At 57.1% G+C, this 22,543-nt stretch carries 25 protein-coding genes; 11 read left to right on the forward strand and 14 right to left on the reverse strand.

Annotated elements, in window-relative coordinates; genetic code table 11:
* The first annotated feature begins 70 nt into the window (after positions 1–70).
* From BLU89_RS07425 to BLU89_RS07440, 4 genes are read left to right on the forward strand one after another with little or no spacing between them, the layout of a single operon-like run.
* Complete coding sequence (locus tag BLU89_RS07425; protein WP_074735682.1) at positions 71–730, forward strand: ABC transporter ATP-binding protein; 660 nt, start codon at positions 71–73, stop codon at positions 728–730.
* Complete coding sequence (locus BLU89_RS07430; protein ID WP_074735684.1) at positions 708–2,294, forward strand: KpsE/RkpR family capsule polysaccharide export protein; 1,587 nt, start codon at positions 708–710, stop codon at positions 2,292–2,294. The genes BLU89_RS07425 and BLU89_RS07430 overlap by 23 nt, the downstream gene beginning before the upstream one ends.
* Before the next feature lie 5 nt (positions 2,295–2,299).
* Positions 2,300–3,133 (forward strand): 3-deoxy-8-phosphooctulonate synthase, encoded by an 834-nt coding sequence (gene kdsA / locus BLU89_RS07435; protein WP_074735686.1) that lies wholly within the window; start codon positions 2,300–2,302, stop codon positions 3,131–3,133.
* 15 nt (positions 3,134–3,148) lie between these two features.
* Positions 3,149–4,645 (forward strand): phosphomannomutase/phosphoglucomutase, encoded by a 1,497-nt coding sequence (locus BLU89_RS07440; protein ID WP_074735688.1) that lies wholly within the window; start codon positions 3,149–3,151, stop codon positions 4,643–4,645.
* 50 nt (positions 4,646–4,695) lie between these two features.
* Here the strand turns inward: BLU89_RS07440 and BLU89_RS07445 are convergent, their stop codons facing one another.
* A complete protein-coding gene (locus BLU89_RS07445) occupies positions 4,696–6,624 on the reverse strand; it encodes an AsmA family protein (protein ID WP_074735690.1) in 1,929 nt (642 codons plus the stop codon).
* A 99-nt stretch (positions 6,625–6,723) separates the two neighbouring features.
* On the opposite strand from BLU89_RS07445, the gene rimO reads away from it, so the two are divergent.
* The gene (gene rimO / locus BLU89_RS07450) at positions 6,724–8,121 is read left to right on the forward strand and encodes a 30S ribosomal protein S12 methylthiotransferase RimO (RefSeq protein ID WP_074735692.1); all 1,398 of its coding nucleotides are present in this window, start codon (positions 6,724–6,726) and stop codon (positions 8,119–8,121) included.
* Between the two features lie 9 nt (positions 8,122–8,130).
* Here rimO and BLU89_RS07455 read toward each other — a convergent pair whose 3' ends face one another.
* Both BLU89_RS07455 and BLU89_RS07460 read right to left on the reverse strand, forming a co-directional pair.
* Positions 8,131–8,493 carry a diacylglycerol kinase gene (locus BLU89_RS07455; protein ID WP_074735702.1) on the reverse strand — a complete coding sequence of 121 codons (363 nt, stop codon included), beginning with the start codon at positions 8,491–8,493 and terminating at the stop codon, positions 8,131–8,133.
* A 135-nt stretch (positions 8,494–8,628) separates the two neighbouring features.
* The gene (locus tag BLU89_RS07460) at positions 8,629–8,817 is read right to left on the reverse strand and encodes a hypothetical protein (protein WP_245709675.1); all 189 of its coding nucleotides are present in this window, start codon (positions 8,815–8,817) and stop codon (positions 8,629–8,631) included.
* A gap of 215 nt (positions 8,818–9,032) precedes the next feature.
* Here BLU89_RS07460 and BLU89_RS07465 point away from each other — a divergent pair, with 215 nt between their 5' ends.
* Positions 9,033–9,275, forward strand: coding sequence for a CDGSH iron-sulfur domain-containing protein (locus BLU89_RS07465; RefSeq protein WP_074735706.1), 243 nt, complete (start codon positions 9,033–9,035; stop codon positions 9,273–9,275).
* A gap of 2 nt (positions 9,276–9,277) precedes the next feature.
* Here BLU89_RS07465 and BLU89_RS07470 read toward each other — a convergent pair whose 3' ends face one another.
* The 5 genes from BLU89_RS07470 to BLU89_RS07490 form a co-directional block, all read right to left on the reverse strand.
* On the reverse strand, positions 9,278–9,547 hold the full coding sequence (locus BLU89_RS07470) for a DUF6455 family protein (RefSeq protein ID WP_245709676.1): 270 nt from the start codon (positions 9,545–9,547) through the stop codon (positions 9,278–9,280).
* Positions 9,540–9,803 (reverse strand): DUF6455 family protein, encoded by a 264-nt coding sequence (locus BLU89_RS07475; protein ID WP_074735709.1) that lies wholly within the window; start codon positions 9,801–9,803, stop codon positions 9,540–9,542. The genes BLU89_RS07470 and BLU89_RS07475 overlap by 8 nt, the downstream gene beginning before the upstream one ends.
* A gap of 15 nt (positions 9,804–9,818) precedes the next feature.
* Entirely contained in the window at positions 9,819–10,070 is a 252-nt protein-coding gene (locus BLU89_RS07480) for a DUF6455 family protein (protein WP_074735711.1), read from the reverse strand.
* 68 nt (positions 10,071–10,138) lie between these two features.
* Positions 10,139–10,507, reverse strand: a complete 369-nt coding sequence (locus tag BLU89_RS07485; RefSeq protein ID WP_074735712.1) for a YigZ family protein — start codon at positions 10,505–10,507, stop codon at positions 10,139–10,141.
* Positions 10,507–11,208, reverse strand: coding sequence for a M48 family metallopeptidase (locus BLU89_RS07490; protein ID WP_074735714.1), 702 nt, complete (start codon positions 11,206–11,208; stop codon positions 10,507–10,509). Before BLU89_RS07490 ends, BLU89_RS07485 begins: the two co-directional genes overlap by 1 nt.
* A 120-nt stretch (positions 11,209–11,328) precedes the next feature.
* Here BLU89_RS07490 and BLU89_RS07495 point away from each other — a divergent pair, with 120 nt between their 5' ends.
* The 3 genes from BLU89_RS07495 to BLU89_RS07505 all read left to right on the forward strand — a co-directional run bounded on the left by BLU89_RS07495 (position 11,329) and on the right by BLU89_RS07505 (position 12,996).
* Positions 11,329–11,577 (forward strand): hypothetical protein, encoded by a 249-nt coding sequence (locus BLU89_RS07495; RefSeq protein ID WP_074736476.1) that lies wholly within the window; start codon positions 11,329–11,331, stop codon positions 11,575–11,577.
* Positions 11,578–11,722: 145 nt separating this feature from the next.
* A complete protein-coding gene (locus tag BLU89_RS07500; protein ID WP_074735715.1) occupies positions 11,723–12,301 on the forward strand; it encodes a nitroreductase family protein in 579 nt (192 codons plus the stop codon).
* A complete protein-coding gene (locus BLU89_RS07505; RefSeq protein ID WP_176797666.1) occupies positions 12,298–12,996 on the forward strand; it encodes an EI24 domain-containing protein in 699 nt (232 codons plus the stop codon). The genes BLU89_RS07500 and BLU89_RS07505 overlap by 4 nt, the downstream gene beginning before the upstream one ends.
* A 1-nt stretch (position 12,997) precedes the next feature.
* Here the strand turns inward: BLU89_RS07505 and BLU89_RS07510 are convergent, their stop codons facing one another.
* A complete protein-coding gene (locus tag BLU89_RS07510; protein WP_074735717.1) occupies positions 12,998–13,273 on the reverse strand; it encodes a DUF1467 family protein in 276 nt (91 codons plus the stop codon).
* Between the two features lie 5 nt (positions 13,274–13,278).
* Positions 13,279–13,683, reverse strand: coding sequence for a methylmalonyl-CoA epimerase (gene mce, locus BLU89_RS07515; protein WP_010441821.1), 405 nt, complete (start codon positions 13,681–13,683; stop codon positions 13,279–13,281).
* Between the two features lie 135 nt (positions 13,684–13,818).
* On the opposite strand from mce, the gene BLU89_RS07520 reads away from it, so the two are divergent.
* Positions 13,819–14,535 (forward strand): response regulator, encoded by a 717-nt coding sequence (locus BLU89_RS07520; RefSeq protein ID WP_074735718.1) that lies wholly within the window; start codon positions 13,819–13,821, stop codon positions 14,533–14,535.
* Between the two features lie 233 nt (positions 14,536–14,768).
* Here the strand turns inward: BLU89_RS07520 and aspS are convergent, their stop codons facing one another.
* From aspS to BLU89_RS07540, 4 genes are all read right to left on the reverse strand, one after another.
* Complete coding sequence (gene aspS / locus BLU89_RS07525; RefSeq protein WP_074735720.1) at positions 14,769–16,544, reverse strand: aspartate--tRNA ligase; 1,776 nt, start codon at positions 16,542–16,544, stop codon at positions 14,769–14,771.
* Between the two features lie 78 nt (positions 16,545–16,622).
* Positions 16,623–17,294 carry a CPBP family intramembrane glutamic endopeptidase gene (locus BLU89_RS07530; protein ID WP_074735721.1) on the reverse strand — a complete coding sequence of 224 codons (672 nt, stop codon included), beginning with the start codon at positions 17,292–17,294 and terminating at the stop codon, positions 16,623–16,625.
* Positions 17,291–17,938 carry an aminotransferase class IV family protein gene (locus tag BLU89_RS07535; protein WP_074735723.1) on the reverse strand — a complete coding sequence of 216 codons (648 nt, stop codon included), beginning with the start codon at positions 17,936–17,938 and terminating at the stop codon, positions 17,291–17,293. Before BLU89_RS07535 ends, BLU89_RS07530 begins: the two co-directional genes overlap by 4 nt.
* A complete protein-coding gene (locus BLU89_RS07540) occupies positions 17,893–19,020 on the reverse strand; it encodes an aminodeoxychorismate synthase component I (protein WP_074735725.1) in 1,128 nt (375 codons plus the stop codon). The genes BLU89_RS07535 and BLU89_RS07540 overlap by 46 nt, the downstream gene beginning before the upstream one ends.
* 177 nt (positions 19,021–19,197) lie before the next feature.
* Here BLU89_RS07540 and carB point away from each other — a divergent pair, with 177 nt between their 5' ends.
* Positions 19,198–22,542 carry a carbamoyl-phosphate synthase large subunit gene (gene carB, locus BLU89_RS07545; RefSeq protein ID WP_074735726.1) on the forward strand — a complete coding sequence of 1,115 codons (3,345 nt, stop codon included), beginning with the start codon at positions 19,198–19,200 and terminating at the stop codon, positions 22,540–22,542.
* Position 22,543 lies beyond the last annotated feature (1 nt).

Genomic DNA, 22,543 nt, shown 5'->3' on the forward strand with positions numbered 1-22,543 from the left:
TGTGGCCAACATGGATCGGTAGCACTCACGCCTTCGGACCATACTGAGACGGAACGACCACAGGCCCCACATGCTGGAATTCGACAATGTCAGTAAGTCTTTCTGGACCGGAACACGGCGCAAGGTGATTCTGGATCGGGTGTCATTCCGGGTTGAACTGGGTACGTCTCTTGGTGTTCTGGCCCCGAACGGCACCGGAAAGACCACGTTGATCAACATGATGGCGGGTCTGGAGAAACCTGATGAAGGCGTAATCCGGCGTGACTGCCGGGTATCCTTCCCCATGGGCTTCACCGGCGGCGTGGCCAAACGCCTGTCCGCGCTGGAGAACGCGCGCTATATCGCCAAGATTTATGGCATGGACCCCGATTATGTCGAAGCCTATTGTAGCTGGTTGTGCAATCTGGGTGAGTATTTCAGTCAGCCGGTTGGCACCTATTCGTCCGGGATGCGGGCACGGTTCACCTTTGCGCTGATGTTGGCTCTGGACTTCGACATGTACCTGATCGACGAGGGGATGCCCTCGACAACCGATGTGGAATTCAACAAGAAAGCGGGCGACATCCTGAAAGAGAAGCTGCGGACAACCACATTGGTGATCGTATCGCACAACCCTTCGATTCTTGAGAAATTCGCGCGGCAGGCTGCTGTTCTGGTGGACGGGCAGCTTTATATGTTTGAAACCTTGGAAGAGGCGAAGCAACTCTATGACTACCAAACCCAAGGCTAGGAAATATAATCCCGACCGCGCGGCACGCGGTTCCGGCACCGCCGAGGCGCGCTCGGACGCCATTTCCCGTATCCGCAAGGCGACACAGGGGGCGGACGCGGAGGGCGACGCCAAGCAGCCTGGCACCGAGTTGGACGCAATCAAACACGAAGGTCTTACAGGGCGGCAATTGCGTGTTGCGCGGCGGCTTGCGCATAAGAACGGGCTGGCGGCGACCTCGGATTATGATGCGGTCCGACTGTTGCGCAAAAAGGGTATCGATCCGTTTCAGCGCACCAACCTGCTGGATCTGGCGAGTTCCGGACAAAACAAGTCAACCGGTGACGACGCGGCGCAGGATAACATCAAGATAAACCTGCCTCAGACGACAAAAGAATCTCAGAAAAACCTGCCCGGCCCGGAGCTCAGCCCCGCTGAACGGCGTGAATATGAGATCGGGCAAATCCAGAAAGACATTGCCCGCCGTCGCCGCCGCAAGCTTGCGGCATTGTTCGCGCGATTGGCCGTTTTTGTCATTCTGCCTACGTTCATTGTGGGATATTATTTTTATCGCGTCGCAACGCCCATGTATGCCAGCGACTCGGTGTTTTCGATCCTGCAAGCCGACGGTGGCGGGGCATCTTTTGGTGGTTTTCTGGCAGGTACCCAGTTTGCCACAGCGCAGGATTCCGTTGCCACGCAGGAGTTTCTGGAATCCAAGGACGCGTTGGAAAGGCTCGAGCGGGATGTCGGGTTTGCCGAATTCTTTCAGCAAGATGGCATGGATCCGATCCAGCGGTTGCCCGCCAATGCAACGCTTGAAGAAGCCTACAAACTATTTAGTCGCATGATCACAATAGGATATGACCCCAGCGACGGTGTCATCCGTATGGAGGTTGTAGCCCCAAGCCCCGAAATTTCAGTCGATTGGTCCAAACGGCTTATATCCTACGCTGAAGAGCGGATTAATGGTCTGACCGAATTGAAACGCGAAGACCAGATGCGCGACGCTCTGTCGAGTTTTGAGGCCGCGCAAGAGGCACGCAGACAGGCGCAGGAAGACCTGATCGAACTGCAGTTGCAGGGGGCCGTACTCGACCCGCAAAGCGTGATCGCCAGCCTGCGCGGCAGGATCGATCAGTTTGAAATTGAGCTACAGGACAGAGAACTTCAACTGGCCGCCCTTCTCGATAACTCGCGCCCCAACAGTGCCAAGGTAGAGGGTACCCGCGCGGATATCGAACGGCTTGAGGCGGTTTTAGCAGAGTTGAATGCCGAGATGCTGGATGCCTCGGCGGGCGAAAACTCGCTTGCGCGTTTAAGCGTCCGAATTCAGATGGCACAAGCCGACCTAGCGGCCCGTGACATGATGCTGCAAACGGCAATGCAGCAAATGGAATCCACACGAACCGAAGCCAACCGAAAAGTACGCTATCTGACCGTCTCGGTGAATCCGGTCCCAAGCCAGGAACCCAGTTATCCGCGCAAGTTCGAAAATACGATTTTGGCTTTCCTGTTATTTGCTGGTATCTACCTGATGATCTCGCTTACTGCGTCGGTCCTTCGTGAACAGGTATCCTCGTAAGACTCATGAAACATGTAAAAATCGCCGATCTGACGGTTGGCAACGACCTTCCGCTGACCATCATCGCTGGCCCCTGCCAGCTTGAGACTGCCGATCATGCCCAGATGATCGCAGGCACCATGAAAGAGGCCTGCGACGCCGCCGGGGCGCAGTATGTCTTCAAGGCCTCATATGACAAAGCAAACCGGACATCATTGTCCGGCAAGCGCGGCTTGGGTATCGATTCCGGATTGCAGGTGTTGGACGACATCCGCAAGACGATGGGTATTCCCGTCCTGACTGATGTACATACTGAAGCCCAATGCGCGATTGCTGCCGAGGCGGTTGACGTCCTCCAGATCCCCGCTTTCCTATGCCGCCAAACGGATATGTTGCTGGCTGCTGGCAATTCAGGTGCTGTTATCAACGTCAAGAAGGGACAGTTTCTTGCGCCCTGGGAAATGCCCAATATCGTTTCCAAGATTGAGAGCACAGGAAATCAAAATATCCTGCTAACTGAGCGCGGCACATCGTTTGGCTACAACACGTTGGTTGCTGACATGCGTTCTTTGCCGCAAATGGCAAAAACTGGTTATCCGGTTGTGATGGACGCCACCCATTCGGTACAGCAGCCCGGCGGGCAAGGTGGCTCATCCGGTGGGCAGCGAGAATTTGCACCTGTGATGGCGCGTGCAGCAGTTGCAGTTGGCGCGGCTGCTGTTTTCATGGAAACCCACCAGGATCCAGATAACGCACCCTGTGATGGTCCCAACATGATTTACCTCGACCAAATGGGCGACCTCATTGACACTTTGATGCGCTTCGATGCGCTCGCCAAAGAAAACCCCATTCAGATTTAACGATTGAGATTTGTAATGACTAAACCCCTCCCCGAGGTAACGCCGAACACCTGGAGCTTTCTGCGCGATCCGATGATCAGACCCACCGGGTTCCGGGAATATGACGCGCGCTGGAAATACCCCGATGAGATCAATCTGCCGGGCATGACCGCCCTTGGTCTGGGTCTGGGTACCCAGATGCACAAACGCGGGATTGAACCGGTCATTGCGGTCGGTAATGACTATCGCGACTATTCTTTGTCGATCAAAAACGCGCTGATGCTGGGGCTTATGCAAGCTGGTATTCAGGTCAAGGATATCGGCCCGGCGCTCAGCCCGATGGCGTATTTCGCGCAGTTTCACTTGGATGTGCCCGCAGTTGCGATGGTCACCGCCAGCCACAACCCCAACGGCTGGACCGGTGTAAAAATGGGCTTCGACCGCCCCCTGACCCATGGTCCGGATGAGATGTCGGAACTGCGCGATATCGTATTGAATGGCGAAGGCGTCGCACGCCCGGGCGGATCGTATAAATTTGTTGATGGGGTGAAAGAGGCCTATCTCGACGATCTGGTCGGTGATTTCAAAATGTCCCGTCCGTTGAAAGTGGTCTGCGCCACCGGTAATGGAACTGCCGCCGCCTTCGCACCCGAGCTCTTTGAGCGGATCGGGGTCGAGGTCGTGCCCAGCCACACACGTCTGGATTACACATTCCCCAACTACAACCCGAACCCCGAAGCGATGGAAATGTTGCACGATATGGCTGCTTCGGTCAAAGCCAGCGGTGCCGATCTGGCACTGGGATTTGACGGTGATGGGGACCGTTGTGGCGTCGTGGACGATGAAGGTGAAGAGATTTTCGCCGACAAGGTTGGCGTCATCATGGCCCGTGATCTGGCCAAACTGTATCCGGGTTCAACCTTTGTGGCCGACGTGAAATCCACCGGGCTGTTCGCCAGTGACCCTGAATTGAAGGCCCTGGGTGTCAAGGCCGATTACTGGAAGACCGGCCACAGCCATATGAAACGCCGGGTAAAGGAGATCGGCGCGCTTGCCGGGTTTGAGAAATCGGGTCATTACTTTCTGGCTGAACCGGTCGGGCGCGGGTATGACTGCGGGATGCGCGTGGCCGTGGAAATCTGCAAGCTGATGGACCGCAACCCGAGCCAGAGCATGTCGGACCTGCGGAAAGCACTGCCCAAGACATGGTCGACACCCACCATGTCACCTTACGCTGCTGATACCGAAAAATACGATATTCTGAAACGTCTGGTCGATAAATTGGTCGCAAAGGCCGACGCAGGAGAAAGCTTTGCGGGCCGCGCGATCAAAGAGGTTGTGACCGTCAATGGCGCACGTGTCATTCTGGATAATGGCAGTTGGGGATTGGTGCGCGCGTCGTCTAATACGCCCAATCTGGTCGTGGTCTGTGAAAGCAGCGAAAGCGAGGATGAATTGCGGGCGATTTTCGCCGATATCGACGCTGTTATTCGCACCGAGCCCGGCGTGGGCGACTACGATCAGACAATCTAAGAAATTCAAAGAAGGGCGTCCGGTGAAGCGCCCTTCGTTCTGTATTCAATTCAATCGCCGCCGAACAGCTTGAGCAGACTTTTCTTGGCCTCTTCCTCCAGCTTATCTTTCAGCGCGTCTTCGATCTGATCGGTGTCTGTGACGGTAGTATCCAGTTCTTTTCCAACCTTTTCCAGAACCTGCTTCTTGGCATCATCTTCCAGCTCTTTGACCTTACCTTCGGCTGCTGCCTCAATGACTTTGGTGAGGTCCGGCTTGATCGACGGATTGCTCCAGGGGCCTTTGATTCGGACCGGCACCGATATCCCCTGCCCCGAGTTGGCGCGCAGCGCGACCGGCGTGAACAGATAATCGATATCGCGCGCACCCAGCCCGATCCGTCCGGTACCATCGGCGCGGAAATTATCCAGCTTCATCAACAGATCCTTGTTGTTGAGATCGCCATTTTGAATCGTAAAGCTGGCGGTGAGGCTATTGAATACCGTCGTGCCACCTGATCCCTTACCACGGCCCATGAGGTTATCGAGATCCAGCCCGGAAATGACCCCCTTACCGACCTCGATGTTACCCTTACCACTAAGAGACCGCATGATTTGATTTTCGCTCTGACCAACACCGAGAAACTCAATATTACCCGATCCGGTGCCCGACAGGCGCTTGATATCCCCAAGCGTTTCAAGGGCTTCTTTAATATCGATATTGTCGGCTTTCAGATTTCCACCGACAGACAGACCGTTGCGATTGTTGGCAACCACCTGACCATTCAACTGACCCGAAAACAACGAAGCCGGATGCATCTTCAGCACCGCCCGCGAACGGTCAAGGCCGAGCGTCAGGTCGCTTTTGCCAAAACGCATCCCCGGAACGGCAATCGAATTGGCCTGCAGCCGGATCGTTCCGTTTGCCAACGCAAGAAATGATGCGTCAATGGGGGCTTTTGACCAACCCTCGACCTCAGATCCAACGTCTGAAGTATCGCTTCCACCGAATTTCGACAAATCTAGATCACCCGCGTTCAGGCGTGCGGTGATCCTGGGTGGATCGGAAATCTGGATATCCGCTTCGCCCTCAAGCCGGTTTTGATCCAAAACAGCGATCATGTTCCGCAATGAAATCCGCCCGTCCCGGGTATAGGTCATCTGCCCTGAGACATTCGCAACCTGCCCCAGCCCCTCGGGCACAGCGACGCCGCCCTGACCAAAGGCGGCCAGCATCTTGTGTGTATCCTTTGCCGTGATAGTGGTTTTGCCATCCAATTCGCCGGCCAGATTTACCCGACCGGCATATTGTATGTCCCCGCCGGGTGCCGTGAGACTGAGTTCCAGAGGTGTGACAACACCGCTGGAAAAGGCAGGCAAGTCGGGGATGTTCAGATCCACAGCGACGGTGCCTCCGGGGACAGACATGCTGGCTTGCATTTCCATCGGAGCCGTTACATCGGGCCAGCGGGCTGAAAGGTCGACATCGGCGAAGTCCATGCTGACTGCGCCGTTTTCAAGATAGATCAGGCGGGCATTGGTCAACTCCAACCGTTCGAGCGTGATGGGTCGGCTATCAACAGTTTGCGCCGAGGAACCCGTCTCCGAAGAATTGCCGGGTTGGTGCAGTTCCCAATTCCCACGCCCGTCTGCGCGCTCCAGCCGAAGAACCGGGTTGTCGGCAAGCACCCTCTTGATCCGGATATCCCCCGACAACAGCGCCGAAGCATCGACCCCCACCGCCAGACTTTGGGCGCTGAGCATCGGTTCGGGTCCAGCCCAAGGGGCATTGCCAAAGGTCACGGGACCAGTTTCCATTCCCAGAACCGGCCAAAAGGACAATTTGACGTCACCCGACAGCTCAAGATCGCGCCCTGTCTGCGCCTTAACCTGCTCGGCCAAAATCGCCGCCAGCTTGTCGCCCGGCATCAGCAACAAAGCTCCAATCACCAACCCGAAGGCGGCGACGAGAATGAACAGGATACGAAATAGCCATTTCATGATATAATCGTGCCTTTCCGGCTTATCTGCTCTGATTCAGATTCAGCCCTGTGCGGGCAAAATTTGCAAGGGGAAGCTTTCCCCTCTATACGCCCCGCAATGAGCACAAACCCACCGAACCTCCGCCCGGATCTGGCCCCTGAGGCCCGGATATCCGAGACACCGCGCCGCGGCCAGCCAACACTTGGAATGGTGTCGCTGGGCTGTCCCAAAGCCTTGGTCGACAGCGAACGTATACTGACGCGGTTGCGCGCCGAGGGCTATGGTATCTCGCCGGATTATGCGGGCGCTGATGCCGTTATTGTGAACACTTGCGGGTTTCTGGACAGCGCAAAAGCCGAGTCTCTGGACGCCATCGGCGAGGCATTGGTCGAGAATGGCAAGGTCATCGTGACAGGCTGTCTGGGGGCGGAACCGGATTACATCCGGGAACATCACCCGCGCATTCTGGCAGTCACCGGGCCGCATCAGTATGAACAGGTGCTGGATGCAGTTCACAGCGCCGTGCCTCCGGACCCCGACCCGTTTGTAGACCTGCTACCTGCCTCAGGTGTGAAATTGACACCGCGCCACTACAGCTATCTCAAGATTTCCGAGGGCTGCGATCACAAGTGCAAGTTCTGCATCATTCCCGACATGCGCGGCAAACTGGCCAGCCGACCGGCACATGCAGTGCTGCGTGAGGCCGAGAAGCTGGTCGACAACGGCGTGCGGGAATTGCTGGTGATCTCGCAGGATACCTCTGCCTACGGGTTGGATCGCAAATATGACGTCAATCCGTGGAAAGACCGTGAGGTGCGCAGCCATATCACCGATCTGGCACGAGAACTGGGTCAGTTCGACGCCTGGGTGCGTCTGCATTACGTCTATCCCTATCCACATGTGCGCGATTTGATTCCACTGATGGCGGACGCAGGGTGCAACGTGCTTCCCTATCTCGACATCCCATTCCAACATGCGCATCCGGATGTGTTGAAACGCATGGCCCGCCCGGCCGCGGGCGCCAAAACTCTGGACGAGATTGCAGCATGGCGTGCGACCTGCCCCGATATCACCCTGCGCTCGACCTTCATCGTGGGTTATCCCGGGGAAACCGAGGCCGAATTCCAAACCTTGCTGGACTGGATGGATGAGGCTCAACTGGATCGGATCGGCTGTTTTCAATATGAAAATGTCGATGGCGCGCGGTCGAACGACCTTCCGGATCATGTTCCATCCGAGGTCAAGCAAGACCGTTGGGAGCGGTTCATGGAGAAAGCTCAGGCCATCTCCGAGGCCAAGCTGGCTGCGAAGGTCGGTCAAACCATTGAGGTCATCGTGGACGAGGTGGATGGCGAGGCTGCGACTTGCCGCACCAAATCCGACGCGCCCGAGATCGATGGCAACCTGTTTATCGATGAAGGCTTTGAGGGCTTGAAAACCGGGGATATCGTTACTGTCGAGGTGGACGAGGCTGGTGAGTACGATCTGTGGGGACGATTGCGCCCTTCGGCTTAGGGAATGCCTCTACGCCTGAAACAGGCCGACCAGAATCACAACCCAGGCCACACATCCGGCAACGGCAGACAAAGCCACAGCAGCGCTTGCTGCATCCTTGGCCTGCCCGGCCAAGGTATGGTGGTCCGTTGACGTATGATCCACCGCGCGTTCGATGGCCGTATTGAACAGTTCGGCCACTAGCACCAGGATACCAAGCGCTAGGATCAATGCCCTTTCGGTCGTGCCCAGCGGCAGCGACACCGCCAGCAGAGCCGAGATCAGGTTTGCCCAGACCCATGCACGAAACGAGTACTCCTGCTGCCAGGTGGCGGACAGGCCTTGCCAGCTCCAACGGGTACGATCTTTCAGGTGGTCATAGAGTTTGCGCATACGTCTTTCCGATCAGTCTTTCTGAAAGATGACGTTCGCGACCCGCAGCAGAAAGGCAAGAAAAAACCGCCTCTCGGGCGGCATTCTGCATCGGGAATGTGCGGGCGGTCCCAAAAGGGACCACCCGCGGAATGCTTATTGAGCGACCGGGTTACATACGGTCTGGCCTGCTTCGGTTGTGGCCAGTTCATAGCCTGCCGAGCAGCTGGGTGTTCCGTACTTGTCATAGTCGGGTTGGATGTAGACCGGGGTCGGCTCCTCTTGCTGCGAGCATGCAGTCAATACAACGGCTGTGGCGCAGATAGCAGCAAATTTCAGTTTCATGTCCATCAATCCTCTATTACTTTTCTGATATTGCCCAGTTTTTCGGGGCCGGTATTAGAATAAGACCAAGATTTTCATATGGCAACCGAATCGATAACGTTGTTGTGAATTAAGGCGAAACCATGCTGGAAAACGGGTTGTCAAAGCCGGGCTATCCTTTTTGCTGAAGCGCTCTAAACTCTGTCTTCGACATCAGCCAAAGACGGAGTAGCCACATGTCAGACGCACCGACGATTGCGCAGAAATCGCCATATCCAATCGAAGTGACCGAAGGAAAAACCTATTTCTGGTGCGCCTGCGGAAAATCTCAGCGCCAACCCTTCTGCGATGGTTCGCATAAGGGCACCGCATTCGAACCTGTAAAATACACCGCCGAGGCCAGTAAAAAAGTCTTCTTTTGTGGCTGCAAACACAGCGCAAAACCGCCCTTGTGCGATGGGACGCACGCAAAACTCTGACGTTAGGTAAGGCTGTTCAACACCTCAGCATTAACACAGAATTCGGGGGCGGTGGCTGCCTGCGCCTGCTGTGCGGCCAGCCAGATCTGACAGTGTTCGTTGCAGGCTGCCCCACGGCAGCGGGTCACCATCTGCGCATAATCGTAAGGAGACAGTTTGTTCTCGGCCATAGCCTCGGACAGAGAAATCCCCATACAACGCGCGACTGAACGGGTCAGCCAAAAGTGTTCTTCGATCTCACCCAATTGTCCCGGAAGCATTTGTTTACTCATGGTTTACGACCTTCAGGGCGGCGTATCTGTGCCGGTTTGGACAAGTGCAGGGGGCCTGCTCGGCAGTTTCATTCTCATTCAACCAGTCCGGGCAGGCGTTCGCCCACTCACATCCACGGCAAAGCTGGATCATCTCAGCCCAGTCCTGCTGGCTCAGACGCCCATCGCGATGCGCGGTCGTCAGGTCGGTTCCCGTCGCCTCAGCCATCCGCAGCGCAAGCCGGAGGTGGGTCATGATCTGTCCGAGTTGCAGCAAGACATCATCCTGATGTTACGATAACAACCTGCTCAGCAACTCATGATTGCGACAGTACTCGGGTGCCTTGGGCGTTGCTGAGTTTTGGGCCAGATACGTTTCGCAGTGACCCGGATTGGGGCATTCGGTGCAGCGCAGCACAGCGTCCGATATTTCATCGAACCGCAAAGTCCCCCCGATGGCGACTTCTTGCAAATCAACGCCCAGCGTTGTGGCCATCCTGTCCAAAAGATCGGCGTGACGTCGCAGCGTTTTACGGTCAGACATGCGGCTTCCTTTTCGTTTCACACGAGAAAAAAGGTAACCCATGCCGCCGAGAACGCCTTTGACTCAGGTCAATGATCTGTTTCCAGCTGGTCAAGATAGGCCCGCGTGGCATCCTGCACACGACGGAACCGGTCTCCGCCCAGTTTCTTGCCACCGTACCAACGGGTCACGATGATGACATGATCGGTGAGCCCGGCGCGCTCCATCATCCGCAGAATGACCATTGCGGCTCCGGATTCCCCATCATCTGCCTTGAGCGCACCAGCCGGCAAAGTTGCGGCCCAGGTGTTGTGGGTCGCCTTGGCATAGGTTTTGTCGGATTTCAGCTCGGCCAGTACCGCATCAACATCCGAACGAGTAATGACCCGCGCGCCCGTCACGGCGTATTTCGATCCTCGATCGCTGAGTACAACGCCTAGACGGTTCAATCCGCTCATCACCTCAGCCCCAGCTGACGCGCGGTTTGTAATACCACCTCGACCCGTTTTGCATTAGGCGGATGCGTTGCCAGAAAGCGGTCACCAGGATCGGGGATACGCTGAAAGAAAACCATCCCGACCAGTGGGTCATATCCCGCCGCATGAGTGATTTTTGTCCCCAGCCGATCTGCCTCCAGTTCGAACTCGCGCGTGTAATTCTGCGCGCCAACCTCTGCTCCCAGCGCTTGCGCGCTCTCTACCCCTGCGTCGTCTTTCCCCTGCTCACGGGCGAGTTCGCCGAATATCCGCGCACTCTCTCTCGAATTCTCGGCCTGTCGGGCGATGTGACCCAGAATATGGTGGGCAACTTCATGCCCCATGACAAAGGCCATCTCCTCTGCGTTCTGCGCCGAAGCGATCATCGGTTGTGTGAAAATGATCAGCGGTCGCCCATCCTCGTCCAATGTCAGGAACGCATTAGCAGGGGCTTTAGAGGAGGGATCGACCAGAATCACGAAATCACAATTGGCAGATCGCAAGCGGCGGCGACATTCCCGAGCGGCGGCTTCTCCTACAGAGCGGCTGACCTGCCTCAACACGCGCGCCTTTTCCTGCAGCGCCGGGTCTTTTGGCTGCCATTGTGTGGCCGGGACGACCATCATCGAATGGGTCGCACACGCCGCCAACAGCAACACCAGCAACAGGGCAAGACGGTGCATTTACATTCCTTTCACTCAACCTGCCGGCAGACAAGCATAGCGCGCCTAACCTGGCTGGGCCACAGTCGAATGCGCCTGCGATGGGTTGCATTGCGATCTCTGGCCCGGCACTCTGCCGATATGTTTTCAATTGAACACGAATTCGACTCGACGGTCATTACGCTGGTGGACGAAGGCGCAAAGCCTTTGCAAGAGGATGTCGTCATCAACAACTTCGCCGAATGCGTCACGCTCGAGCAGTTGGACCCGCGAACAGATCAGATTCAGAAAATCACTCTGTCTCCCGAGCAGGTTCGTGATCTGGCCGCCGCACTGGACCTGCCCGAAGGCGTTTACCAGATACGCGAAACCGATCGATCTGGCTTGTAGGCGCCACGCGGCTGTGCCGATCCGGGCACACGATACCTGTGCAGAAATTACAGTTGAAATTGATATGCTTCAAAAGGCAGTTTGCCCTTGAAACGGGGCGACATCTCCCCAACATACAAACCGCCCATGTGAAGAAAGTTAACATATGTCCCTGAAGAACCAAGCCGCGCTGGACTTTCTGCACGCGCGCCGTTCCCGCCCGGCCAAAACGCTGGTGGCACCGGCCCCAAGAAGGGACGAATTGATACCTTTGCTGACCGCCGCCGCACGTAGCCCGGACCATGGAAAGCTTGAGCCCTGGCGATTTATTGTTATCGAGCAGGGCGCGATGAAACGCCTAGCTGATCTCACCGAAACCTGCGGCAAGGCGTTGGGCAAAAGCCCCGAGGATATCGCCAGGGCACGCAGCCAGTTCGACATGGGTCATCTGGCCGTTGCTGTCATCGAAGTGCAGAAACCGTCTGACAAGATTCCAGCGATTGAGCAGACCTATTCGGCGGGCGCCGTTTGTCTGGCATTGCTGAACGCCGCGCTGGCTGCAGGATGGGGTGCGAACTGGCTGTCCGGCTGGCAATCCCATGACCGCAGTTTCTGCACGCAAGGATTGGGCTTGGCTGACAGCGAGAAGATTGCGGGTTTCATCCACATCGCAACCGAGGGCAATGCGCCACCAGAGCGACCGCGCCCAGATGTGACGGCGCTGACCCGATGGGTTTCGGAATGATCATCATCCAGTCATTTCTGCAAGCACTTGGCCAGATCGGCGACCCCCGGTTCCGCAAGGTTCTGCTTTTGGGCGTCGGTCTGACATTCACACTGCTGGTCGCTGCCTACGCCGGATTCCTGTGGCTGATCAACGTGTTGGTCGGTGAACAGGCCACTCTGCCGATATTGGGTGAGGTGACATGGCTGAATGATCTGCTCAGCGTCTCGTCTTTCCTGCTGATGATGATCTTGTCGGTATTTCTGATGGTGCCTGTTGCCTCGGCCATCACATCGATGTTTCTGGATGAGGTCGCACAGGCGGTTGAGGATCAACACTACCCCGACCTCGCGCCCGCGAAGCGTATTCCTTTTGGCGACGCGCTACAGGATACGCTCAGCTTTTTGGGTGTCCTGATTGTCGCCAACCTGCTGGCTTTGATCCTTTATGCGTTTTTTGCGCCATTCGCGCTGTTCATTTTCTGGGGTATGAACGGATTTCTTCTGGGGCGAGAATACTTCACCCTGGCAGCCATGCGCAGGTTGGGTCGTGAAGGCGCAAAAAAGCTGCGGGCAAAACATGCGACAACCATCTGGGTCGCAGGCATCCTTATGGCAATCCCCCTTTCGGTTCCGCTGGTCAACCTGCTGATCCCGATCCTTGGCGCGGCGACGTTCACCCATATCTACCACGGCCTGTCAGATAACCGACCCTGAGTTAATCGCGGGGCTCCAACTGGTTCAACCAATCGAAGTCCCGAATGCTGATCACACCCGAGATGATAATGGCCGCAATGATCCCCCATAACACCACCGAAATCCCGGTGGTGATCCACAACTTTTTCTTCATGTGATGGACTTCCGGTGCACCCGCGTGAGTGCCCGGAACAATATCGCCCAGATCACCCTGCGTCTTGATGCGAACTGGCAGAACAATCAGCAGGGTCAGAAACCAAATGACTGCGAACAAAACCAGAGCGGCGGTGATTGTCATCAGCTTCAGACCTGTTCCAGCTCGACCAGACAGCCGTTGAAATCCTTCGGATGCAGGAACAATACCGGCTTGCCATGCGCGCCGATCTTGGGCTCGCCTGAACCCAGAACACGCGCGCCAGTCTCTTTCAGATGATCACGGGCTGCGATGATATCTTCGACCTCATAGCAGACATGATGGATGCCACCTGATGGGTTCTTTTCCAGAAACCCGTTGATCGGGCTGTTCTCACCCAGAGGGTACAGGAGCTCGATCTTGGTGTTGGGAAGTTCGATGAACACCACTGTGACCCCATGATCTGGCTCGTCCTGCGGCGCGCCGACCTTGGCGCCCAAAGCGTTGCGATACTGGGCCGACGCGGCTTCGAGGTCGGGAACGGCAATGGCTACATGGTTCAGGCGACCGATCATGAAACTCTCCTTCATTCTGCGTTGCCGCGCTTATGGGGGCTGTCGGATCGAAGGGCAAGTGGGCCAAAGCGCACGTTAACCCTGTATTAGCCAGAAGTTCCTAGCGTGAGGCATCTGCTAAACAGGAGTTCTGCCATGGACGATTCGGGACCTTTCGCCTCTCCGGCCCTGCCCACCAAGATGCGGCCGCTGTTGGGCCAGACCATTCTTGTGGTCGAAGACAGCCGCTATGCCTGCGATGCAATTCGATTGATGTGCCTGCACAGCGGCGCGCGTATCCGGCGGGCAGATTGTTTGAAATCGGCACGGCGGCATCTGCAAATCTACCGCCCTTCGGTCCTGATCGCCGATATGGGACTACCGGATGGTTCAGGCGCCGACCTGATCGCCGAACTGACTCATGCCGTGCCGCGTATTGGCGCCATCATTGGCTTGTCAGGGGACGACAACGCCCGGGCGTTAGCCCTGCGCGCAGGTGCAGACGGGTTTCTGGCAAAACCACTGACATCTGTCGCCTATTTCCAAAGAACCATTCTTGAATTGTTGCCCGAAGATCGCCGTCCTGGCGATCTGAATGCCGTCAGAGAGGATATCGTTCGCCCGGACCCACTCGCCTATCAGGATGATATGGCGCATATCGCCGATGTACTGACCGGCCCCACCGATCAGCACACATTGGATTATGTTGCACAGTTCCTGCAAAGCGTCGCAAGGGATGCAGAAGATGCAGTTCTTGCCGAAGCCGCCCATGAGCTTGCCCAGTCGCGCGCAAAGGGCAGCCCCGTAACGGCGCAAGCCGCAAGGGTTGCCGGATTAGTGCAGGATCGGCTGGAGCGGCAAGAGGCGATCTGACATGCTGACCGCCTATTTCATAACCTCCGCGATCCTTTGCATCTGGATGTACCGTCAGACTCGCCACGCCGCTAAGAGCATTCGCAGCAACCGTCGGAACATAGCAAATCCGCTGGATTGACCCCCGGGTGTGTTAATTTCTTGAGACCGGTGCACATGCATCGGGCAGCGGCAACATCTGTCAGTCCGCTACTCCTGAACGCGAACCGCCCGCACAAGGCGGGCGGTTGGTATTACTCCTGCGGGATGATCCTGAGGCCCAGTTCCATCAACTGATCCGAAGTCGGATCAGACGGGGCATCCATCATCAGGTCCTCGGCGCGCTGGTTCATCGGGAACATCATGACCTCTCGGATGTTGGCTTCATCAGCCAGCAACATCACGATACGGTCGATCCCTGCAGCGCAACCACCGTGTGGCGGGGCACCGTAGTGGAAAGCACTGAAGAGCGCGCCAAAGCGGGATTTGACCTCATCCTCACCGTATCCGGCCAGCTCAAACGCCTTCAGCATAATCTCAGGCTTGTGGTTCCGGATCGCGCCCGAGACCAGCTCATACCCGTTACAGGCCAGATCGTACTGATAACCGCGCACATCCAGCGGGTTGCCTTGCAGCGCCTCCATACCGCCTTGCGGCATCGAGAACGGATTGTGTTCAAAATCGATCGCGCCGGTTTCTTCGTCCTGCTCGTAGATAGGAAAATCGACAATCCAAGCAAAGGCGAACCGGTCTTTTTCGGTAAGGTTCAGTTCGTCGCCAATCACGTCACGCGCCTTGCCGGCAACCTTTTCAAAGGCTTTGGGTTTCCCACCCAGGAAAAACGCTGCGTCGCCAACGCCCAGACCCAACTGCTGTCGGATCGCCTCGGTACGTTCTGGACCGATGTTTTTAGCCAGCGGGCCAGCGGCTTCCATCCCTTCGCCCTGATCGCGCCAGAAGATGTAGCCCATACCGGGCAGACCCTCTTTCTGGGCAAACGCGTTCATGCGGTCACAGAACTTACGGCTGCCGCCGCTGGGCGCCGGGATGGCGCGGATTTCGGTGCCGTCCTGCTCCAACAGCTTCGCGAAAATCGCGAAGCCACTATCGCGGAAGTGGTCAGAGACCACTTGCATTTTAATAGGGTTGCGCAGGTCCGGCTTGTCGGAACCGTACCATAGGGCCGCGTCCTTGTAGGAAATCTGCGGCCACTCCTGATCGACCTTGCGGCCGCCGCCGAACTCTTCGAACACGCCAGTCAGAACGGGCTGGATGGTGTCGAACACGTCTTGCTGTTCGACAAACGACATCTCAAGGTCAAGCTGGTAGAAATCGGTGGGCGAGCGGTCGGCACGTGGGTCTTCGTCGCGAAAGCAAGGCGCGATCTGGAAATACTTGTCGAAGCCTGACACCATGATCAGCTGTTTGAACTGCTGCGGGGCCTGCGGCAGGGCGTAGAACTTGCCGGGATGCAGGCGCGACGGCACCAGAAAGTCGCGCGCGCCTTCGGGCGAGGACGCCGTGATGATCGGCGTCTGATACTCGCGGAAATCCAGATCCCACATCCGGCGGCGCATTGAAGCGACAACATCCGAGCGCAGGGTCATGTTCTGCTGCATCGCCTCGCGGCGCAGGTCCAGATAACGATAGCGCAGGCGGGTTTCCTCGGGGTATTCCTGATCGCCGAACACCATCAGAGGCAGTTCGTCAGCGGCACCCAGAACCTCAAGCTCACGCACGTAAACCTCGATTTCACCGGTGGGCAGTTTCGAGTTTACCAAATCTGCGGCACGCGCTTTGACGGTGCCGTCGATACGGATACACCATTCTGACCGCACCTTTTCCAACTCGGCAAAGGCGGCGCTATCGCCGTCGCACAGAACTTGCGTTACACCAAAGTGGTCGCGCAGGTCGATGAACAAGACGCCACCGTGATCTCGGACCCGATGCACCCAACCGGACAGGCGAACGGTTTCGCCAACATTGGCGGCAGTCAGTGCGGCGCAGGTATGGCTGCGGTAGGCGTGCATGGAGATATCCCTTCGGGCGCAGAATTCGTCGCGCCGATACACCCTGTCAGGCTTGGAAAGTCAAGGCGGGTCGCGCCGTCAAAACGGCCTTTGCACATTGCCCGAGTAGAAATAGATGCCCAGCCCCGCCGCAAAGATGATGTTACCTGCAATCGCATGCAGCAAAACCGCATAGAAAAAAGAGCCACGCTGCCGGTACGCCCAGGAAAACAACAGCCCGCCACCGAATGTCATGATGGCGACGATCCAGCTCCAGTACATAAGGTGGGCCAGCGAGAACAATCCCGCGTTCAGAAGATAGACCGCTCGACCATTGGGCAGGATCGACCGGTAGCGTCGAAAAAACAGGGATCGAAACAATAGCTCTTGGGGAAGGGCCGAGGCCAGGGGATAGCCGATCCAGATGAACGCCAACAATTTTGGATGGTTCAGCAAAAGTGAGAACGCAGCACCTGGTCGCGTGATCAGAACCAAAGCCGAACAAATCGCGATCATGGCGACAGCAAAGACAGCAAGCTCGCGCCACGACCAATTGCGCCAGTTGTAACGCAACTCAGCCCAAGCAAAGCCCGGCGTAAAATGCAGCAGCACAATCCCGATGGCGGTAAAGGTGAACAGTGATGGGAACATCCAGTCCGGTGGAAAAAATACCGCAATCACTACCGGAACGGCGATGAAAAAAAGCCCGAATTCCAGTCTCAAGCGGTGCTGCATGGCCGATGTCTCGGACCAATTGCTTTGTCTGTTCACGTTACTGCAAGCTCCGCCCGGATCAATCCTCGCAGGGAATTCCCTACATGGACCATTTGCGCATCCCGAAGATCAGTCAAGGACAGTGTGGCTTGGGTAACCCGTTTGTTTTCCAAATATTCTTCGCGCAAGATCCCTGGCAATACCCCGCTGGATAATGAAGGTGTCAGGTAGCGGCCATCTGGCATTTCCAGAAAAAGGTTGGTGATTGTGCCTTCACAAAGCTCGTCACGCTCATTGAGGAAGACCAATTCGTCGACACCCGTCGGTATTGACGCGCGAGCAGTGTCGTAGACAGCACGCCGGGTGGATTTGTGGCGCAACCAGATGTCGGATGCGGTCAGCCGGATGTCTGAAATGGCTAATCTCCAGAGATCCGGGTTTTTAGCCAATGGGCCTGTCGTCAGATCGAATTGGCCTGCGGTATCCAGCGTCAAACGGCATCTTAGCGGGGAATCCCCGCGCGCGGCATTCAACATCCGGGCGGCAATTTCCGCGCTAAACGGAATTCCAAAGGTTTTGGCAGAACGCGCCATGCGCCCCAGATGACGAGCCAACCGAACGAAACCTTGCCCGGGCCGAAAAGCCAGCGTTTCGATCAGACGGAAATCAGGTTCAGTTGGTGCGCGAAGCGGGCTTTCCATAGCGCCTCCTCATATTCAGATGGGGCGGTACTGTCCCAAATGACGCCACCTCCGACATTCAGGGTGGCCTTCCCGTCTTCAACCATCAAGGTCCTGATCGCCACGTTGAATTCGGATCGGCCATCCGGCGCGGCCCAACCAATGGTGCCGCAATAGGCATCACGCGGCCAGGGCTCCAACTCGGACAGGATTTCCATCGCGCGGATTTTTGGTGCGCCTGTAATAGAGCCACAAGGAAACAGCGCCGTCAGGATATCGGATAGCCCCACGCCCAGATGCAGTTGCGCCCGCACCAGCGAGACCATCTGATGCACTGTGGCATAGGTTTCGACCTTGAACAGTTCGGGTACTTTTACCGATCCGGCAAGTGCAACGCGGCTGATATCGTTGCGCAGCAGGTCGACAATCATCAGGTTTTCCGCCCGGTTCTTTTCATCCGTAGTCAGGAAGGCTCGGCGGTGGGCATCTTCGGCCATGTCTTCGCTACGCGGCTGAGTACCCTTCATGGGCCGTGTCTCGATACGGCCATCGGCGTCGGTGCGAAAGAACAGTTCGGGCGAACGGCTCAGCAGATCAGGCAAACCATCCTGTTCAACCAGCGCACCATGCCCAACGGGTTGATTGGCCGCCAGCGCAGCATACAAGCCGCCACTGCTGCCCTTAAAAGTTATGTCTATCGGAAAGGTCAGATTGGCCTGATAAATGTCACCCGCGCCAATCGCATCGTGAACGGTTTGAAAGGCCTGCGTGTATCGGGCTTCGTCCCAACACGGCTCAAACCCGGTTAGCTCACCGTCTGCTGTTGGCAAAGCGCACCGGTCCGGCGCATCGTAAACCCCAAAACACAGCAATGGCAGGCGTCGTTTTTCGGGCAGGCGTTTCGCCAGGCGCGGCTCCAGGACGTACCCAAGCTCATAGCTGGCATATCCGGCCAGCCAACCACCCTGCGCGCGCGCCTCATCCAGCGCTGCCAAAGCCTGCGGCACGTCTTCCGCATTGTCTGCGCGGATGAGCTGAGACGGACACTCAAACCGGGTTCCTCGCCCGGCTGGTCCCTGATCGAAACGAATACGCACGTGCATCCTCATTTGTCGTGCTGCGCGGTATAGAGAATACGCTGTTAAGGGAAAGAGGGGAAAGCGGCAATTTCGTTCCTGATTCCGATCCCTCTTGCACCTTTTCGCGCGGTCCCTATAACGCAGGACAATTTGGGCGCATGGGCGGTGCCCTGACTCGCGGACAATCGAAGGAACAAGGCCATGCCGAGAAGAACCGACATTCAGTCGATCATGATCATCGGGGCGGGCCCCATTGTCATCGGTCAGGCCTGTGAGTTCGACTATTCCGGCGCTCAGGCCTGCAAGGCGCTTCGCGAAGAAGGCTATCGGGTCATTCTGGTGAATTCGAACCCTGCCACGATCATGACCGACCCCGGTTTGGCCGACGCGACCTATATCGAGCCGATCACGCCCGAGGTTGTCGCCAAGATCATCGAGAAAGAACGCCCCGACGCCCTGCTGCCCACCATGGGCGGGCAAACCGGCCTGAACACCTCGCTGGCGCTGGAAGAGATGGGTGTGCTGGAGAAATTCGGCGTCGAAATGATTGGCGCGACCCGCGACGCCATCGAAATGGCCGAAGACCGCAAATTGTTCCGCGAAGCGATGGACCGGCTGGGCATCGAGAATCCAAAAGCCACAATCGTCACCGCCCCCAAACGCGAAGACGGTAGCACCGATCTGGATGCAGGCGTTCAAATCGCATTGGGCGATCTGGAGGACATCGGCCTGCCCGCGATCATCCGCCCCGCCTTTACCATGGGAGGCACTGGCGGTGGTGTGGCTTACAATCGCGAGGACTATATCCACTTCTGCCGTACCGGCATGGACGCCTCGCCGGTAAACCAGATTCTGGTAGATGAATCGCTGCTGGGCTGGAAAGAATTCGAAATGGAGGTCGTCCGCGACAAAGCGGACAATGCCATCATCGTCTGTTCAATCGAGAACATAGACCCGATGGGCGTGCATACCGGTGACTCAATCACCGTGGCCCCTGCCCTGACGCTGACCGACAAGGAATACCAGATCATGCGCAACGGCTCGATCGCCGTGCTGCGCGAGATCGGCGTCGAAACCGGCGGTTCGAACGTACAATGGGCGATCAACCCCGATGATGGCCGCATGGTCGTGATCGAGATGAACCCGCGCGTGTCGCGGTCCTCGGCGCTGGCGTCGAAAGCAACCGGTTTCCCGATTGCCAAGATCGCCGCGAAACTGGCCGTCGGTTATACGCTGGACGAGTTGGACAATGACATCACCAAGGTCACGCCTGCGTCGTTTGAACCGACCATCGACTATGTGGTCACCAAGATCCCGAAATTCGCTTTTGAGAAATTCCCCGGCTCTGAACCCTACCTAACCACCGCGATGAAGTCGGTGGGTGAGGCAATGTCTATCGGTCGCACGATCCACGAATCGATGCAAAAGGCGCTGGCCTCGATGGAATCCGGGCTGACCGGGTTTGATGAGATTGAAATCCCCGGTCTGAATGTTGGCGTCTGGGACGAAGCGGACGACAAGGCGGCTGTGATCAAGGCGATCAGTCAGCAGACTCCGGACCGTTTGCGCACCATTGCGCAGGCCATGCGCCACGGTTTGACTGACGATGAAATATTCGGTGTCACAAAGTTCGACCCGTGGTTCCTGGCTCGCATCCGCGAGATCATCGAAGCCGAAAGCCAGCTGCGCAAAGACGGCCTGCCGCTGACCGAAGACGGCATTCGCAAGCTGAAGATGCTGGGCTTTACCGATGCGCGTCTGGGCAATCTGACCGGTCGTGACGAAGACAATGTTCGCCGTGCCCGTCGAAACCTTGGGGTTGCGGCCGTATTCAAGCGTATCGACACATGCGCCGCCGAGTTTGAGGCGCAGACGCCCTACATGTATTCCACCTATGAGGCCCCGATGATGGGCGAGGTTGAATGCGAGGCCCGCCCTTCTGACCGCAAGAAGGTCGTCATTCTGGGCGGTGGACCGAACCGGATCGGTCAGGGCATCGAGTTTGACTATTGCTGCTGTCACGCCTGTTACGCGCTGACCGAGGCGGGGTATGAGACCATCATGGTCAACTGCAACCCTGAAACAGTCTCGACCGACTATGACACCTCGGACCGGCTGTATTTTGAGCCGCTGACTTTCGAGCACGTCATGGAAATCCTGACGAAGGAACAGGAAAACGGCACGCTGCATGGTGTGATCGTTCAGTTCGGCGGCCAGACCCCGCTGAAACTGGCCAACGCGTTGGAGGCCGAAGGTATTCCGATCCTCGGCACCACACCGGACGCCATCGATCTGGCCGAAGACCGCGAGCGGTTCCAGGCGCTGGTTAACGAGCTGGGTCTGAAACAGCCCAGAAACGGCATCGCCTCGACCGACGAACAGGCGTTGGAAATCGCCGAGGAAATCGGTTTCCCACTGGTCATCCGCCCGTCTTACGTTCTGGGCGGTCGCGCGATGGAAATCGTACGCGATATGGATCAGTTGCGCCGCTATATCAACGAGGCCGTCGTGGTTTCGGGCGACAGTCCCGTGCTGCTGGACAGCTATCTGTCGGGTGCGGTTGAGCTGGACGTTGACGCATTGTGCGATGGCACCGACGTGCATGTTGCTGGCATCATGCAGCATATCGAAGAGGCTGGCGTTCACTCGGGCGATAGTGCTTGTTCGCTACCGCCCTATTCACTGTCGAAAGAGATCATCGGGCAGATCAAGGATCAGGCGTTCAAACTGGCCAAGGCCCTGAACGTTGTCGGCCTGATGAATGTCCAGTTCGCGATCAAGGATAATGAGATCTACCTGATCGAAGTGAACCCCCGCGCCAGCCGCACCGTACCATTCGTGGCCAAGGCGACCGACAGTGCGATAGCATCCATCGCAGCGCGGCTGATGGCGGGTGAAAAGCTTTCGAACTTCCCTCTGCGCCCGGCTTATAAGACCGTCGACGACACCAAGATCGCCGATCAGATGACATTGGCCGACCCGGACATGCCGTGGTTCTCGGTGAAAGAGGCCGTGATGCCCTTCGCCCGATTCCCCGGTGTCGACACTATTCTTGGCCCGGAAATGCGTTCGACAGGCGAGGTCATGGGCTGGGACCGCGATTTCCCGCGCGCCTTCCTCAAGGCGCAGATGGGCGCTGGCATGGTTCTGCCATCCTCGGGCCGTGCGTTCATCTCGATCAAGGATGCGGACAAGGGCAAGGCCATGCTTGAAGCAGCGCAAGTGCTGGTCGAACAAGGCTTTACGCTGGTCGCAACCCGCGGCACGCAGGGCTGGCTGGAAGAACAAGGCGTTGTCTGCGAGGTCGTCAACAAGGTTTATGAAGGCCGCCCGGACGTGGTGGATATGCTGAAAGACGGTCAAGTCCAGTTGGTGATGAACACCACCGAAGGCGCGCAGGCGGTCGAGGACAGCAAAGCCATCCGCTCCATCGCGCTTTATGATAAGATCCCCTACTTCACCACGGCCGCGGGATCGAATGCTGCAGCACTGGCGATCCAGGTGCAGGCTGAGGGCGATGTCGAAGTTAAGTCTTTGCAGGGCTAGT

It is taken from the genome of Ruegeria halocynthiae (assembly GCF_900106805.1).
Taxonomy (GTDB): domain Bacteria; phylum Pseudomonadota; class Alphaproteobacteria; order Rhodobacterales; family Rhodobacteraceae; genus Ruegeria; species Ruegeria halocynthiae.